This window comes from Comamonas sp. 14P8.1.4 (genome assembly GCF_057799285.1).
The window spans coordinates 61,294-76,549 of sequence record NZ_JBYOKN010000012.1 but is presented as its reverse complement, the minus strand read 5'-3'; the positions used below and the strand labels follow the sequence as shown (position 1 = coordinate 76,549).

General features: G+C 61.6%; 18 protein-coding genes, 1 CRISPR repeat array and 1 riboswitch. Of the genes, 7 read left to right on the top strand and 11 right to left on the bottom strand.

Annotated elements, in window-relative coordinates:
• Window positions 1-49: 49 nt before the first annotated feature.
• Window positions 50-737: a CRISPR direct-repeat array (repeat unit 28 nt; unit sequence GTTCGCTGCCGCACAGGCAGCTCAGAAA).
• Window positions 738-870: 133 nt separating this feature from the next.
• From mnmC1 to AC27VO_RS14615, 3 genes are all read right to left on the bottom strand, one after another.
• The gene (mnmC1, locus tag AC27VO_RS14625) at window positions 871-2,646 is read right to left on the bottom strand and encodes an FAD-dependent 5-carboxymethylaminomethyl-2-thiouridine(34) oxidoreductase MnmC1 (protein ID WP_488667447.1); all 1,776 of its coding nucleotides are present in this window, start codon (window positions 2,644-2,646) and stop codon (window positions 871-873) included.
• 41 nt (window positions 2,647-2,687) lie between these two features.
• A complete protein-coding gene (locus AC27VO_RS14620) occupies window positions 2,688-3,332 on the bottom strand; it encodes a trimeric intracellular cation channel family protein (protein WP_488667450.1) in 645 nt (214 codons plus the stop codon).
• A 210-nt stretch (window positions 3,333-3,542) separates the two neighbouring features.
• Window positions 3,543-3,641: riboswitch (glycine riboswitch) on the bottom strand.
• Window positions 3,642-3,855: 214 nt separating this feature from the next.
• Window positions 3,856-4,128 carry an oxidative damage protection protein gene (locus AC27VO_RS14615; RefSeq protein WP_219164497.1) on the bottom strand — a complete coding sequence of 91 codons (273 nt, stop codon included), beginning with the start codon at window positions 4,126-4,128 and terminating at the stop codon, window positions 3,856-3,858.
• A 141-nt stretch (window positions 4,129-4,269) separates the two neighbouring features.
• On the opposite strand from AC27VO_RS14615, the gene AC27VO_RS14610 reads away from it, so the two are divergent.
• From AC27VO_RS14610 to rlmD, 5 genes are all read left to right on the top strand, one after another.
• The gene (locus AC27VO_RS14610) at window positions 4,270-5,298 is read left to right on the top strand and encodes a sulfate ABC transporter substrate-binding protein (protein ID WP_488667446.1); all 1,029 of its coding nucleotides are present in this window, start codon (window positions 4,270-4,272) and stop codon (window positions 5,296-5,298) included.
• 71 nt (window positions 5,299-5,369) lie between these two features.
• Window positions 5,370-5,588 (top strand): hypothetical protein, encoded by a 219-nt coding sequence (locus AC27VO_RS14605; RefSeq protein WP_488667445.1) that lies wholly within the window; start codon window positions 5,370-5,372, stop codon window positions 5,586-5,588.
• 125 nt (window positions 5,589-5,713) lie between these two features.
• Complete coding sequence (locus tag AC27VO_RS14600) at window positions 5,714-6,637, top strand: CysB family HTH-type transcriptional regulator (RefSeq protein WP_488667444.1); 924 nt, start codon at window positions 5,714-5,716, stop codon at window positions 6,635-6,637.
• Between the two features lie 93 nt (window positions 6,638-6,730).
• Complete coding sequence (locus tag AC27VO_RS14595; RefSeq protein ID WP_488667443.1) at window positions 6,731-7,186, top strand: ribonuclease HI family protein; 456 nt, start codon at window positions 6,731-6,733, stop codon at window positions 7,184-7,186.
• 154 nt (window positions 7,187-7,340) lie between these two features.
• The gene (gene rlmD, locus AC27VO_RS14590) at window positions 7,341-8,849 is read left to right on the top strand and encodes a 23S rRNA (uracil(1939)-C(5))-methyltransferase RlmD (protein WP_488667442.1); all 1,509 of its coding nucleotides are present in this window, start codon (window positions 7,341-7,343) and stop codon (window positions 8,847-8,849) included.
• Between the two features lie 187 nt (window positions 8,850-9,036).
• On the opposite strand, the gene AC27VO_RS14585 is transcribed toward rlmD, so the two are convergent.
• Both AC27VO_RS14585 and AC27VO_RS14580 read right to left on the bottom strand, forming a co-directional pair.
• Entirely contained in the window at window positions 9,037-9,402 is a 366-nt protein-coding gene (locus AC27VO_RS14585) for a hypothetical protein (protein ID WP_488667441.1), read from the bottom strand.
• 102 nt (window positions 9,403-9,504) lie between these two features.
• On the bottom strand, window positions 9,505-10,194 hold the full coding sequence (locus AC27VO_RS14580) for a Bax inhibitor-1/YccA family protein (protein ID WP_488667440.1): 690 nt from the start codon (window positions 10,192-10,194) through the stop codon (window positions 9,505-9,507).
• A gap of 210 nt (window positions 10,195-10,404) precedes the next feature.
• Here AC27VO_RS14580 and AC27VO_RS14575 point away from each other — a divergent pair, with 210 nt between their 5' ends.
• Window positions 10,405-10,812 carry a GlcG/HbpS family heme-binding protein gene (locus AC27VO_RS14575; protein ID WP_488667439.1) on the top strand — a complete coding sequence of 136 codons (408 nt, stop codon included), beginning with the start codon at window positions 10,405-10,407 and terminating at the stop codon, window positions 10,810-10,812.
• Window positions 10,813-10,995: 183 nt separating this feature from the next.
• On the opposite strand, the gene hemP is transcribed toward AC27VO_RS14575, so the two are convergent.
• From hemP to AC27VO_RS14545, 6 genes are all read right to left on the bottom strand, one after another.
• Entirely contained in the window at window positions 10,996-11,199 is a 204-nt protein-coding gene (gene hemP, locus AC27VO_RS14570) for a hemin uptake protein HemP (protein WP_488667438.1), read from the bottom strand.
• A gap of 303 nt (window positions 11,200-11,502) precedes the next feature.
• Window positions 11,503-11,916, bottom strand: coding sequence for an ExbD/TolR family protein (locus AC27VO_RS14565; RefSeq protein WP_488667437.1), 414 nt, complete (start codon window positions 11,914-11,916; stop codon window positions 11,503-11,505).
• 3 nt (window positions 11,917-11,919) lie between these two features.
• Window positions 11,920-12,648, bottom strand: coding sequence for a MotA/TolQ/ExbB proton channel family protein (locus AC27VO_RS14560; RefSeq protein ID WP_488667436.1), 729 nt, complete (start codon window positions 12,646-12,648; stop codon window positions 11,920-11,922).
• 21 nt (window positions 12,649-12,669) lie between these two features.
• Entirely contained in the window at window positions 12,670-13,398 is a 729-nt protein-coding gene (locus tag AC27VO_RS14555; RefSeq protein WP_488667435.1) for an energy transducer TonB, read from the bottom strand.
• Between the two features lie 141 nt (window positions 13,399-13,539).
• Window positions 13,540-13,812, bottom strand: a complete 273-nt coding sequence (locus AC27VO_RS14550) for a (2Fe-2S)-binding protein (protein ID WP_488667434.1) — start codon at window positions 13,810-13,812, stop codon at window positions 13,540-13,542.
• Window positions 13,813-13,979: 167 nt separating this feature from the next.
• A complete protein-coding gene (locus AC27VO_RS14545; RefSeq protein WP_488667433.1) occupies window positions 13,980-14,279 on the bottom strand; it encodes an SWIB/MDM2 domain-containing protein in 300 nt (99 codons plus the stop codon).
• Window positions 14,280-14,541: 262 nt separating this feature from the next.
• Between AC27VO_RS14545 and rraA the strand changes: the two genes are divergently transcribed.
• On the top strand, window positions 14,542-15,042 hold the full coding sequence (gene rraA, locus AC27VO_RS14540) for a ribonuclease E activity regulator RraA (protein ID WP_488667432.1): 501 nt from the start codon (window positions 14,542-14,544) through the stop codon (window positions 15,040-15,042).
• Window positions 15,043-15,256 lie beyond the last annotated feature (214 nt).

The following is a 15,256-nucleotide window of genomic DNA, read 5'->3' as shown; positions in this document are numbered from 1 at the left end:
CACAGGCAGCTCAGAAAAAGCGGCGGCTCACCAGCCACTGGCCCCGGCGGTTCGCTGCCGCACAGGCAGCTCAGAAAAGCACCGCCCGTGGGCGCAACCAGCGCAATAGGTTCGCTGCCGCACAGGCAGCTCAGAAATTGCGCACCAGGGTCGAGCCGCAAAACGCAGAGTTCGCTGCCGCACAGGCAGCTCAGAAAAAGCAATTACTTGATGAGATCCGAGGGAGTGGGTTCGCTGCCGCACAGGCAGCTCAGAAAAAAGAGCTGCAGCCCAGCAGCGCGGGGGAACCGTTCGCTGCCCCACAGGCAGCTCAGAAATTCCTGGACCGATGGTTGCACTGTGAAGCGTTGTTCGCTGCCGCACAGGCAGCTCAGAAAAAAGACAGCAGCGCGGCGATCAACCACCAGGTGTTTGCTGCCGCTCAGGCAGCTCAGAAAGTCATACGGAAGTAGCGCATTGCATGGTTTCAGTTCGCTGCCGCACAGGCAGCTCAGAAAAGCGTGCCCGCTGTGGTGCTCCAGGTCACGGCGTTCGCTGCCGCACAGGCAGCTCAGAAATCAGAGCTACAGCAACCCAGCACGCGCAAGCTGTTCGCTGCCGCACAGGCAGCTCAGAAGAATTGCGTTTTGGTTTGCATGGCGTACCCCTTGTTCGCTGCCGCATAGGTAGCTCAGAAGTTGTGGCCACGGCCTCCGACGCCGATGCAGATGTTCGCTGCCGCATTGGCAGCTCAAAAGACGAAACCAGCGCCTTTTGCGCACCAGTCCCCGTTCGCTGTCGTCCAGCCTTCGCAGAGATCAAGTGCTCCACATAATAGCGATCTCGTATTGCAGAAAATTTTACTTTCTGAATTGCAATTCGGCGCATCCTTCAAACATAGCGTTGCAAGCGCTCGGTGCCCAGGTGCTGGGCCAGCTTGGCATCCAGCGGTAGCGGCTCGCCGTGCAGCTGCGCGGCAATCCATTCCCCACACAGCACTGACAGCGTCAAACCCCGGGCACCCATGCCGGTGCAGGCCCACAGCCCCGGCGCGCTGGGGCTGACCAGGCCGGCAATCGGCAGGCGGTCGTGGCTGGCCACGCGCACACGGCCCCAGGTGGGCTGGCAGCGTTCATCACCGGGTGTAAACCACGGTGCCAGCGGCGCGGCACTGGCTGGCAGCAGCGTGGCCAGCTTGTTCCAATTCACCGCGTGGGCGGCCACTTGGTCTTCGGGCGAGATGGGCATGGTGTCCACATCGCGCTCAAAGGTGGAGCCCATGACCCACATCTGCCCGTCTTGGAGGGGGACGTGGGTGACAAGGTTGCCATTGCCGTTGACCGGGAACGGCGGCAGCGCTGCCGCATTGGCCGGCGTGTGCCAGCCCCAGGTGATTTGGCCGCGCAGCGCCTGCAGCTGCCAAGGTGCGTCGGGGGGCAGCAGGGCGGCGGTGCCTGGGCCGCAGGCCAGCACGGCCAGATCGGCCTGGGCCAGCACGTGGCCTTGGGCGTTCAGTGCCTGCCAGGCGCCGTCGGCGGAGCGGGTCAGCTGGGCTACGGTGGCCAGCCCTTGGAATTGAATGCGCGGGTGCGCCAGCTGGGCCTGTACCAGCTGGGCCGGGCGTACCCAGCCGGCCTGGGCATGCCAGCAGGCGGTGGTGTCAGCAGGCAGACCGGCGGTGTGCAGCTGCTCGGTGGTGGTGGCGTGGCTCCAGTCTGCACCAGGGCCGCTGGCCCAGTGGGCGGGCAGGCCGGTACCGCCGTCGGTGCAGTGCTCCAGCACACCGCTGTGGCCCCAGTCCTGGCCTTCCTGGCAGACATCGCGCAGGCGCTGCAGCGTCAGGCGCACGCCGTTGCGCGACAGGCGCGAGAGCGCGCTGTCGTCGGGTGAGACATGGGGGCAAAACAGTCCGGCGGGCAGGCCCGATGCGCCATCGGCCGGGCGGGGCCCCTGGCCCAGTACCGTCACCTGCCAGCCGCGCAGCGCCAGGCTGTGTGCGGTGGCAGCGCCAGCCAGCCCAGCGCCGATCACGAGGGCATGGCCCGCTTGGGCCACGGGCTCCACGCCGGTGCTGCGCTTGCGCGGCTCCCAGCGCGGCGTGTAGTGCGCCGTCGCCGTGTCGGGTGCGCTGGGGGCGGTGAAGACAAAGCCTGCGCTTTCCAGCGCCAGCTGTAAAGCGTTGGGAATGGCTGGCGCCAGCAACACAGTGCCGCGCTGGCAGTGGCGCGCCAGGGCCTTGGCGTTGTGGGCATCGTCGGCAAAGGGGGTGTGCAGCAGAACGGCATCGGCGCTGCTGGTTTGCTGGCGCAGCAGGGGCTGCACATCGCCCACCCACAGCGTCAGCAGCACGCGCCCTTGCTCAAAGCTCAGGCGGTGCACACCGGGCAGCAGGCCATACAGGCCGTCGGCCAGGGCTTGTGCCTGGGGCTGCAGCGCTGCCGGGGCATGGGCCAGCACGCTGCTGGCAGCCAGCGGCGCGGCCAGCACGGCGGTGAAGTGCAGCTGGGCGCTGCGCTGTGCGTCGGCCTGCCAGGCGGCCCAGGTGTGCAAAAACGCTTCGCCCTGCCCAAAGTCTGTGGCCAGCATGCGCCAGCCAGCGCGCCCTTGCCAGGCGTGCAGGGCGCAAAGCGAAGTGGGCGAGAGAGGCGAAGCGGAGGTGGAATGCATGTTTCGGTGTCAAGGATTCAGGCGGGTGCGCCTGCGGCGCTTTACTCCCAGCGCTGCTGGTAGGAAAACACCGGCAAGCGCCAGCCAAAGCGAATGGCAGCCAGGCGCAGGGCCAGACCGCCCGCAAAACAAATGGCGGTGCTGATGCCGATCGACACCTCCAGCCACTGCAGCCCCAGATAGAGCAGACAGACGGTCATGGAGACGCTGGCATACAGCTCACGGCGGAACACCACGGGCACCTGGTTGCACAGCACGTCGCGCAGGATACCGCCGCTGATGCCGGTGATCATGCCGGCCATGACCACGACCAGCGGGTCATAGCCCAGCTTGATGGCCACATTGCTGCCGATCAGCGAAAACGCGATCAGCCCCATGGCATCCAGTAGCAGGAAGACATGTTTCATGCGTTGCATGTAGCGCGCAATGACGGTGGTCAACAGCCCGGCAGACACCACCAGATAGACGTAGGCGGGGTGCTGGGTCCAGCCAATGGGGTAGTTGCCCAGCACCATGTCGCGGATAGTGCCGCCACCCAGGGCGGTCACAAAGGCAATCACTACCACGCCAAAAATATCCATATTGCGTCGCCCAGCGGCCAGTGCACCGGACATGGCTTCGGCCGTGATGGCGATCAGATAGATGATGAGGATGACGTCCAGCTGCGAGCTGAACAGGCGGTGCATGAGGTCGGACAGAAAGGACACGGCGCAACAAAAGGTGAGCCCATGCCCAAGAAGCCGCAGCAGTGCAAGAGGCTTCTTGGGCATGGGTGAGCCTCTCCCGCTGTCCTTTTACCTGAGAGTTTTAGCGCCGCACATGTTCGGCATGTGCGGGCTTGCCCCTTCGGTGAGCCGGCAGATCGTGGTCGATCCCGGCTGCTCTCCAGTCGGCAATGGTGTTCCGTGGTGCTGGGTGCCTGAGCGATTATGGGAGTTTGCGCCTTCGGCGGAGGCTGGCCTGTGGCGGCTGCCTCGCTCTCCCACGGAAAACAAAGACTGCGATTATGGCGCGTCTGCAAGACCCAAACCCACAGCTGGGCATAGAAAAGCAAAAAGCCCAGCGGTGCAAGGCGGCGGGGCTTCAGGGGCTGTCAGCCGTGGGCTGGCGGCAGATGCGGCACTGTGCAGGGCCTTGCCTGCTGCCGCGTGGGGGGCGCTGCTCAGCCCGTGGGTGGTGAGACCTCGGGGCGTGCGCAGCTTTCAGGTCTTATGCCGATGGGGGAACGTAGCCAGCTGCTGCGTCGGCACCACCGCCAAAGAAGTGGTTTTCCATCTGGCGGGCCAGGTACTGGCGAGCGCGGGCATCGGCCAGGTTCAGGCGGTTTTCGTTCACCAGCATGGTCTGGTGCTTGAGCCAGTCGGCCCAGGCTTGCTTGCTCACGCTTTCATAGATGCGCTTGCCCAATTCACCGGGGTAAGGAGGGAAGTCCAAGCCTTCAGCTTCTTGACCCAGTTTGATGCATTGAACGGTACGTGCCATGGGGGGTTCCTCAGTTGACTTCAGATGTTTAGGTAATAACGAACTGAAATCTTATTGGTTTAGGTTTTGAAGTCTTGCTTCCAGAATGCATTGCAACGGTGAAACGGACCGTTCTTCCCAGCACATTTCCGAAAGCAAAAAATGAACAATCGCCGCAACTTTATCAAGATTCCACTTGCCCTCAGCCTTTTGGCGGGCTTGTCCTTGACCGCCGTGCCTGCTTCGGCGGCCGATCCGGTGACGCTGCTCAACGTGTCCTACGACCCCACCCGTGAGCTGTATGTGGACTTCAACAAGGCATTTGCCAAGCACTGGAAGGCGCAGACCGGGCAGGATGTGAGCATCAAGCAGTCGCACGGCGGCTCGGGCAAGCAGGCGCGCTCCATCATCGACGGCATCGATGCCGATGTGGCCACGCTGGCGCTGGCGGGCGATGTGGACGCCCTGGTCAAGAACGGCAACCACCTGGCGGCCGACTGGCAGAAAAAGCTGCCGCACAACAGCGCGCCCTACACCTCGACGATTGTGTTTCTGGTGAAAAAGGGCAACCCCAAGGGCCTCAAGGACTGGGGTGACCTGATCAAACCGGGTGTACAGGTGATTACGCCCAACCCCAAGACCAGTGGCGGTGCACGCTGGAACTACTTGGCGGCCTGGGAATACGCCAAGCGCCACAACGCTGGCGATGAGGCCAAGGCCAAGGATTTTGTGAAGAAGCTCTACGAGAACGTGCCGGTGCTGGACACGGGCGCGCGCGGCTCGACCATCACCTTTGTGCAGCGCGGTGTGGGTGATGTGCTGCTGGCTTGGGAGAACGAGGCTTTTCTGGCGCTCAAGGAGTTTGGCCCCGAGAAGTTTGAGATCGTGGCGCCGTCGATCTCCATCCTGGCCGAACCCACGGTGGCGGTGGTGGACAAGGTCGTCGACAAAAAGGGTACGCGCAAGGTGGCCCAGGCCTACCTGGAGTACCTGTACTCCGACGAGGGCCAGCAGATTGCTGCGCGCAACTACTACCGTCCCACCAACGACAAGGTCAAGGCCGCGTTTGCCCAGCAGTTCCCCAAGCTGGAGCTGTTCACCATCGATCAAGCATTTGGCGGCTGGGCCAAGGCGGACAAGGCGCACTTTGCCGATGGCAGCAGCTTTGACCAGATCTACACCAAAAAGTAAGCCAGCACGCCGCAGCAGCGGCAACCCCGGGTGGCGCTGCTTGCTACCCGGCATCGCAAGGAGTCCCCACCATGTCTACCCGCATTGCCCCCATCGCAGACCACGCCCGCACGCCGCGTGATGCCTTGTGCGCCCAAGCTGCCCAGGTGCTGCGCACCACGGCCCAGCAATGGGGCATGCGCATGCAGCCGCCACAGCGGCGAGCGAGCCAGGCCGTGCCACGCACGCCGGGTGCGGCAGCGGTCTCGCCCTGCGCCAGCGTGCTGGCCGCCTGGGCGGTGATGGTGTGAGAGGGCACCTGCGTGGCGCCTGGCTTGCAGCCACAGATGGCGTACATTCAGCATGAAAAAGCCTTGTAACGCTTGCTGCATCAGCGCTACCAGCTCTTGTTTTTGATGTTTCTGATGGGCCTGGCATGAACTTTCAGCAATTGCGCTCGGTGCGTGAAACCGTGCGCTGCGGCTTTAACCTGACCGAGGTGGCGCAGGCGCTGCACACCTCGCAGCCCGGTGTCAGCCGCCAGATTCGGGAGCTGGAGGACGAGCTGGGCGTGGACATCTTCTTGCGGGCGGGCAAACGCCTGACGGGGCTGACATCCCCGGGAGAGCAGCTGCTGCCGATTGTCGAGCGCCTGCTGCAGGATGCTGACAATCTGCGCAGCGTGGGGGCGGACTTTCATGCCAGCGCGCAGGGCACGCTCTCGGTGGCGGCCACGCACAGCCAGGCGCGCTATGCCTTGCCGCAGGTGGTGCATGCGTTTCGCCAGCACTATCCGCAGGTGCGCTTACACCTGCACCAAGGCACGCCCCGGCAGGTGGCGCAGATGCTGCTCAATGGGGAAGCCGATCTGGGCGTCGCGACGGAGGCGCTGGCCAGCTACGAGGGGCTGGTGACGCTGCCGTGCTACTGCTGGACGCACAGCATCGTGTTGCCGCCGGGCCATGCCTTGCTGCAGCGCCCGCAGCCAATTGCGCTGGCGGAGCTGGCGGGCTACCCCATCATCACCTACGAGCAGGGCTATACCGGCCGCGCACACATTGATGCGGCCTTTGCGCGCGCCGGACTGAGCCCGGATGTGGTGCTCACCGCCATGGATGCCGATGTGATCAAAACCTATGTGGCGCTGGGCATGGGCGTGGGCATTGTGGCCTCCATCGCGCTGGATGCGCAGCGCGACCAGCCGCTGTGCATGCTGGATGCAGGGCATCTGTTTGCGGTCAACGTCACGCGGCTGGGGCTGCGCCGTGGCGCCTGGCTGCGCGGCTATGCCTACGACTTCATTGAGCGCTTTGTGCCCACGCTCACCCGTGCTGCGGTGCAGCAAGCGCTGGCCGGCTGAAGAGGGCGGCTGTGGTGGGCTGGGGGCGTTTGCACGGGTCGCCCGCAGGGTTGCCAGCCTGCGCGGGGCGGTCAGGTCCGCTGCGGGTGTAGAGTGGATCACGTGTTTTGTGCTGACCCCCACCCCCCTTTCTGGATTTTGCACATCGATGGCTCAGCCATGCCCAACCCCGGGCACATGGCCATCGGTGCTGTGCTGACGGGCCCGCTGGGCCAGCGGCTGCAGCTGAGCCAGCCCTTGCCCGGTACCGGCTGCAACAACGAGGCGGAGCTGCGCGCCCTGCAAGCCGGCCTGGCGCTGGCACACGCACAGGGCGCGGCCAGTGTGCGCATCTACACCGACAGCCATTGGCTGGTGGAGCAGCTGGCGCCCGCCGCCGAGCAGCCCGCACCCGTGCGGCCCACGCTGCGCCTGGCACCGTGGCTGACCCAGGTGCGCGCCGCGCTGCAGGACTTTGCACAGGTGCAGTGGCACTGGATTCCGCGCCACCACAACACCGAGGCCGATGCCCTAGCGCGACAGGCCTGTCTGTCCACACAAGCTGTTTAAAAAGATGAGCTGTAAGCCATTGCTGTGAATGGCTTGGAGTGTGTTTTTGTATCCATAAAGCGGAACATGTACCCTGCCGCTGTGCGCTGATATCGAGGTTTTCCGCCACGCCAGTTTCCGCCAGCCTTGCGAGCCTGAGACAATGTCGCCCATCATGAGTGATCAGAACGACAAGATTTCCCCCGATTCCCCCTACGAAGACATGCCCACCGGCAACCCCGACCTGCCCGAGGGTTGGCTGGAAGTGGTTTCCATGGACATTGAAGCCAAGGGTATTGCCCGCAAGCCCGATGGCAAAGTGGTGTTCATCGACGGTGCCTTGCCCACCGAGCTGGTCACGGCCAATGTGCACCGCAAAAAGAACAACTGGGAGGCCGGCACGCTGATGCATCTGCACCGCGAGTCGTCCCAGCGTGTCACGCCCGGTTGCCCCAACGCAGGCCTGCACGAAGGCGCGTGCGGCGGTTGCAAGATGCAGCACATGCACGTGAACGCGCAAGTGGCGGTCAAGCAGCGCGTGCTGGAAGACAATCTGTGGCACTTGGGCAAGGTCAAGCCCGAGACCATGCTGCGCCCCATCGAAGGCCCCACCTGGGGTTACCGCTATCGTTCGCGCCTGTCCGTGCGCTATGTGATCAAAAAAGGCAAGGTGCTGGTGGGCTTCCACGAGCGCAAGAGCCGCTACATCGCCGACATGGAAACCTGCAAGGTGCTGCCACCGCACGTGGACGCCATGCTGATGCCCATGCGCGCACTGATTGCCAGCATGGATGCGCGCGAGACCTGCCCGCAGATCGAAGTGGCCTGCGGCGACCATGTCACCGCACTGGTGCTGCGCCATCTGGAGCCCTTGAGCGATGCCGACAAGCAGCGCCTGCGCGACTTTGCGGCCGAGCAAAACGTGCAATGGTGGCTGCAGCCCAAGGGCCCGGACACCGTGCACCTGATGGAGCAGGGCGGCGCCCAGCTGTCTTATGCGCTGCCGGACTTTGGCATCACCATGCCGTTCAAGCCCACCGACTTCACGCAGGTCAACCCGCACATCAACCGTGTGCTGGTGACCCGTTCGCTGCGCCTGCTGGATGCGAAAAAAGAAGAGCGCGTGATTGACTGGTTCTGTGGCCTGGGCAACTTTACGCTGCCTATTGCCACCATGGCCCGCGAAGTGTTGGGCATTGAAGGCTCGGACGCGTTGGTGCAGCGCTCGCACGAGAACTACGCCGCCAACAATGCCCAGCGTGCCGATGCCGACAAGCTGGCCCCCACCACGTTTGTGGCCCGCAATCTGTTCAATATGACGCCTGCGCTGCTGATGGCGGACGGTAACGCTGACAAGTGGCTGGTAGACCCCCCACGCGAAGGTGCGTTTGCGCTGTCCAAGGCGCTGGCGGACATCCACCAGATTCGCATTGGGGCCAAGCAGACCGGTGTGGCCACCGAAGAGCAGCCTGACTTGCTGCCCCCGCTGCCCGAAGACCAGGCCAGCTGGAAGTTCCCCAAGCGCATCGTGTATGTAAGCTGCAACCCCGCCACCTTGGCGCGTGATGCGGGCTTGCTGGTGCACCAGGCGGGCTACCGCTGCGTGCTGGCCGGTGTGGTGAACATGTTCCCGCACACCGCCCACGTGGAATCGATGGCCGTGTTCGAGCGCGCAGACGACTGAACGAGCGCGGTGCCGTGGCTGCAATTGCTGCCGCAAGCAGCAAAGGTTGCAAAGGTTGCAGGGGGCGCTGAATGGCACCTGCCTCATCCATGCTCCACGGCACGGCATGCCCAGGCGCTAGATCCCATGAAAAAAGCCCGCTGCGTACCAACGCAGGCGGGCTTTTTTCATGCAAGAGGCGCAGTGCTTAGCTGCGTGGGCTGCTGTATTCCGTCTCGATGTCGTCTGCGGCACGGGCCTTGGGGGCTTCGGGCTTTTGGGTGAAGACGGAGGGTGTGCCCTCGAGCTTGTGCTCGCGCATGTACTCGTCCATGTCTTTCCAGCCAGCGAACACCATGGCTTTGGGGGCCTTGGGGTTGAGGGTGTAGCAGTCCTCGATACCACGCATGGCGTGGCGGCAGGCGCTGCCGATGGCCTTGGCTTCGTTTTCACGAATGATGGCGCGTGCGTCCGGGCCCAGGCCGGGGACTTGTTCAAGACAGCCTGCCAGCAACGCCGCGCCCAGTGGTAGCAGCAAGAAGGCAGGACGGAAGGAGTGGTGAATGTTTGGCATGTGTCTGAAGTATCGACAGCGGTGGGGCAATCTTAAGCACTTCTTGTGCGCAAGCATGAAAAAAGGCTCCCGAAGGAGCCTTTTCTGTGTGGCAGCAACGACTTAGTCGCGCTCGCCGCCCATGATGCCCAGCAGCGCCAGCAGGCTCTGGAACACGTTGAAGATGTCCAGGTACAGCGACAAGGTGGCGCTGATGTAGTTGGTCTCGCCGCCGTCGATGATCTGCTTGAGGTCATACAGCATGTAGGCCGAGAAGATGCCGATGGCCAGCATGGAGATTGCCATCATGCCTGCGGTGGAGCCCACAAACACGTTGATGATGGCACCCACCATCAGCACCAGCGCGCCGACGAAGAGCCACTTGCCCATGCCCGAGATGTCGCGCTTGATGACGGTGGCCAGCGAGGCCATGACGAAGAACACGCCAGCGGTACCGGCGAAGGCGGTCATGATCAGCTGCGAGCCGTTGCTAAAGCCCAGGATGTTGGCGATCAGGCGCGAGAGCATCAAGCCCATGAAGAACGTGAATGCCAGCAGCACAGGCACGCCTGCGGCGGAATTCTTGGTCTTTTCAATGGCGAACATGAAACCGAACGCGCCGACCATGAAAACGATCAGGCCGGTAAAGCCGGTCAGACCAGCGGTGATGCCGGTGCTCACACCAATCCAAGCGCCCAGCACTGTAGGCAGCAGGCTCAGTGCCAGCAGCCAGTAGGTGTTGCGCAGCACTCTGTGGCGCTGCTGCTGCGCGATGCCGTAGCCTGCAGAGTCCAAAGTGTTCAGGTGGTCCATGGAATGTGTTCTCCTGTAGAGGTATAGCGGATTGCTATGGTGATGCATTCTATGAGACATCGTTGCCCCCACAAGTTCCCAAACCCTTGGTGGATGCAGCAGTTTTCCCGCTGCTTTTAGGTTGGAATGTTTTGCGCTGAAGTGTGGGGCGGTGGCCGCTGGAGTCAGTATGCTCAAAGTTTGTCTACCAACCGCGTGGGGAGCCCTGCAATGAAGAACAAGTTTGAGCTGGAACTGGCCGATGTGAAGGCAATCGCCGCAGCTGCTGAAGCCGAAGCGCTGAAGAACAACTGGCCTGTGACGATCGCTATCGTGGACGATGGCGGTCACCTGCTGTGGCTGCAGCGCCTGGACGGTGCAGCGCCCATGTCCTCGCACGTCGCGCCTGCCAAGGCACGCACGGCAGCTGTGGGCCGCAAAGACACCAAGGCTTTTGAGGACATGATCAACAATGGCCGTACTGCGTTCCTGAGCGCGCCGTTTGTTGACGGTTTGCTGGAAGGTGGCGTGGCCATCATGAAGAACGGCCAGTGCCTGGGCGCCGTGGGTGTGTCAGGCGTGAAGGCTTCGGAAGATGCGCAAGTGGCCGCAGCAGGTATTGCGGCTTTGGGCCTGTAAGCCAGATGGAGTCAGCGCAAGCTGCTATGAAAAAAAGCGACCATCAAGGTCGCTTTTTTGTGGCTGCAGTTCGTGGAAAAAAAGGACTGGCTACGCAATGCCCGATGAAATGCCTTGTTGGCTGGCCTAAACGATGACGGGTCTTCACCCGTATCGCCCCACGATGAAACTGGTGTGTTGGGTTTACTTGGTCAAGATGAGCTTGCCCAGCTTGGTGGCTTGCAAGCGGTAAGTGGCGCCGTTGTGCACGATGGCGACGGTCTTTTGACCGCGCAGCAGCATTTCGCTGTCCAGGCTCAGTGCAGGCGATGTCGCGGCACTGTCTGCCATGACGGGCTGTCCTGCAGGAACACGGCGCGCTGTGGGAAGGGAGAGAGTGGCTTGCATGGTGCAGTGGGTGTGGCGTTGAAGTTGTTGTAATGATAACTATTCTTATTCAATGCGCAAGCGATTTGTGCATGCCACCATGCAACAAATTGTTGGTGCAGGGAAGGAATCGCTAAAACCATAGCGTCTAGCGCTCGTTTGATAAGCGTTTCAGCATGGTTTTGGTTGAAATCCATGGCATAGCCTGCGCAAGCTGCTCCTTTTTTAATGAATGCACCCAACGCTTGTCCTTGGGGCAGGCACAAAAAAGCCCTGCAGGCTCTCGCGTGCAGGGCGGGTGTGGGGCAGCCAGGCTGCGCAGGCTCAGGGCTGCTCAGGCTCGGTCACAAAGCCGATCTTGCGAATGCCGGTGCTTTGTGCGGCCGCCATGGCCTTGGCAATGCGCTCATAGCGCACTTCCTTGTCGCCGTGGATGTGCAGATCAGGCTGGGGGTCTTTGGCGGCCTCCACCTTCAGGCGCTCCACCAGCTGTTCGTCGGTGATGGCGTCCTTGTTCCAGTGGTACTGGCCCTGGGCGTCAATGCTCAGGCTGATGTTCTGGGGCTTGACCACCTCGGGCTCGTTGGAGGCGCGGGGCAAGTCCACATTCACCGCGTGCTTCATGACAGGTACGGTGATGATGAAGACGATGAGCAGCACCAACATGACGTCCACCAAGGGCGTCATGTTGATTTCGTTCATCACGTCATCGCTGTCGTCTTGGGTGCCGAAAGACATGGCTTAAGCGCCTTTCTTCATGGGCAGCACTTTGCCGTCTTGGGTAGCGCTGGTGTCCACGGTCAGTCGGGCGCCGGTCACGAAGAAGGCGTGCAGGTCGTGGGCAAAGCTGTTGAGGCCGCCCAGCACACCCTTGTTGCCGCGCACGATGGCGTTGTAGCCAAGCACCGCAGGAATGGCCACGGCCAGACCGAAGGCGGTCATGATCAGCGCTTCACCGATGGGGCCAGCGACCTTGTCGATGGAGGCCTGGCCCGAGGTGCCAATCACGATCAGTGCGTGGTAGATGCCCCAGACGGTACCGAACAGGCCCACGAAAGGTGCGGTCGAGCCCACGGACGCCAGAATGGCCAGACCGGACTGCATGCGGGCGGTGAACTCATCAATGCCATTGCGCAGGCAGCGGGTCACCCAGTCGGACACGTCCAGGGTGTCGTGCAGGTGGGCGCTGGTCTTGCGGTGGTGGGAGATGGCTTCGCGGCCTTCCAGAGCCAGGTAGCGGAAAGGGTTGGCGGGGTCGGAGTCCAGCTTGTTCAAGCCAGCACCAAAGTCTTCGCTGTGCCAGAAATCTTTGGCTTCCTTGGCGTACTTCTTGTACTTCACCAGGCCCAGGGCCTTGACGATGATGACGACCCACGACGCCACAGACATGATCAGCAGCAGGATGGCCACGCCGCGCGTGACAAAGTCGCCTTGCGCCCAGACGTGGGCAATGCCGAATTGGGATTCCATGAAAACTCCTGAGGTGACTGTTTATTCGAGGACGAAATTGACGGGCACGATGTTCCACATGGCTTCGGGAACACCGTTGCGTTTACCGGGGACAAAGCGCCAGCGCTGCACAGAGTTGAGCGCCGCTTTGTCCAAGCGATCAAAGCCGCTGGATTGCTTGATTTCGATTTGCTGAGGCAAACCGTTCTCATCGACCAGCACACGCAGCAGCACCTTGCCTTGCTCACCCATGCGGCGGCTGATGGAAGGATAGCTGGGGCGCGGGTTGTTCAGATAGTCCGCGTTGCTGGAAGGCAATTGCACAGCGCCGCCCGATGGTTGGGCCGGTGGTGTGGGCGGAGCCGGAGGCGCTGGGGGCGCGGGCGGTGCCGTATCTGCCACAGGCGCGGGCGCAGTGTCCAAACTGCCAGTGGGGGCATTGGGCGCGGGCGTGGGGTCTGCAATGGCCTTGGGCAGGGGCGGTGTTTTCTGTACCGGCTTGGGCTTGGGTTTTGGAGGCTCAGGCTTGGGCTGGGGTTTGGGAGGCTCGGGCGTTGGCGGGGCAGCAGGTGCGGCAGCAGGCGGCTCGGGGGGCGGCGGCGCGATGAACTGCGCAATGACTTCTGCTGCAATGATTTGGGGCTCTGGCGGGCGGCTCATGCCGCTTTGCAAGGCCCAGATGCCAGCCGCATGGAGCGCGACGACCACCCCGGTAATCATGGCTTTGGAGCCAAGAGCGCCAGGAGGGGCAAGTTGTTCGGAAGAAGACATAGGGATCAAAAAACCGGCTGATACAGCCGGTAGGGCCAGCCTCAAGGGCTAGTGCAGTAGGGCGGATTCATCGTACGCCTGCGCGTACAGGGCTACAAGCTTATTTGCGGAAGATCCACCATGAGCAGCCTAAAACCAAAATCAAGCTGCCTGCAACGGTTGAGAAGAATGCCATGCTTTGCTCTCCAAAATAGGGGTGGCAAGCTGAACCGGCTGCGCTGCGACTTCGTTGTGGATGGCTGCCGTGTTGCCTTTGGAGCAGCACTTGGCCACCACATCGCGGGCACAGGTTTCGCAACGACCACATTGGGTGGCCACGCCCAGTTCAAATTGGATTTCGTCAAAACTCATGCCCGCATGGGCGTGGCGTGCGATTTCGCGGTCTGATACTCGGTGGCATACACAAACGATCATGGCTGCAAACAGTTGTGGCTGGCTATTGATGTGATGGAAAGAATTATAAATGCGAATTCATCGCATTTGCAAACACTTTCTCTGTGTAAGGTTGGTTGCGCGTGCCGGCGCAGTGTTGCGGGCACAAAAAAACCGGCCTGAGCCGGTTTTTGTAGCGTGCGTGTCAATTAGCTGACGTGCTTGCCGATCAGGCCAGCCATTTCGAACATCGAAACTTGGGGCTTGCCGAAAACTTCCTTGAGCTTGGCGTCTGCATTGATCATGCGCTTGTTGGCAGCGTCTTGCAGGTTGTTAGCCTTGATGTAGACCCACAGCTTGCTGATGATTTCAGTACGGGGCAGTGGCTCCTTGCCCACCACAGCGGCCAAAGCGGCGCTAGGTGTCAGGGGTTTCATGAAGGCGGCGTTAGGAGTGCGCTTTTTCGCGGGAGCTGCTGTTGCAGCAGTTGCCTTCTTTGCAGTTGCCATTTTTTGCTTTCCTTGTTGGGATGAATTTGCCAGTCACTGCAAGACGTACGTCCTGCGTCGAACTGGTTGTGCCAGATGCTAATGGGAAAATTTCGCCTTTCCAAGCGGGCGAACCAGTTTTTTCAATTGTTTTGTTGCAAGAGAGCACGTAAATCGCCAAAAACTGTCTCTGTGCTTTGCAATTGCAACGCCCAGTGAGAGGATGCCGCGCGATGTTCGGTGGGGAGGCGCCACTGATTAGCACAACCAAAGGAGTCAAAAAATGGCCGTTTCGATCCTGACCTGTGATTTGTGCGATGCACACAAGCAAGACGACAGCGGTGCATTCCGCGTGCTGCCCCCTGTTTTTAAGCATTTCGGAGGGCGCAGCGCTTTTGCCGGCCCGGTGGTGACGGTCAAGTGTTTCGAAGACAACAGTTGGGTCAAGCAGGCGGTTGATTCCGCTGGGGGCGGGCGTGTGCTGGTGGTTGATGGCGGCGGCTCCTTGCGCAAAGCCTTGGTCGGAGGCAATTTGGCAGCGGCAGCGGCGCGCAATGGCTGGGCGGGTGTGCTGGTCTATGGCTGTGTCCGCGATGCGGCAGAGTTGCGCACGGCGGATGTCGGTATTGCAGCACTTGCCCTGATGCCCATGCCCACGGACAAGCGTGGCGAAGGCCAGCAAGATGTGGTGGTGGATATTGCTGGCATACGCATTCAGCCAGGGGACTGGCTGTACGCCGATGAGGACGGGGTGGTGGTGTCTGCGGTTGCGTTGCACGCCTGAGTGGGTGGTGTGCATGCGCTAGCCATGCTGCGCATGGCTGAAAATTTCATGGCGTAAAAACTCATTTTTGCATTGTGAAATGAAGTGGTGCTGCACTGCAGCAAAAGCTTTTCATTAGGAAGAAATTCATTTCACATTGAGATAAATGTACTTAAGTTATTGTTTTTAATATTAAAAATATTTGTCTTATATAAGACATAAGAGCTTGATTGAC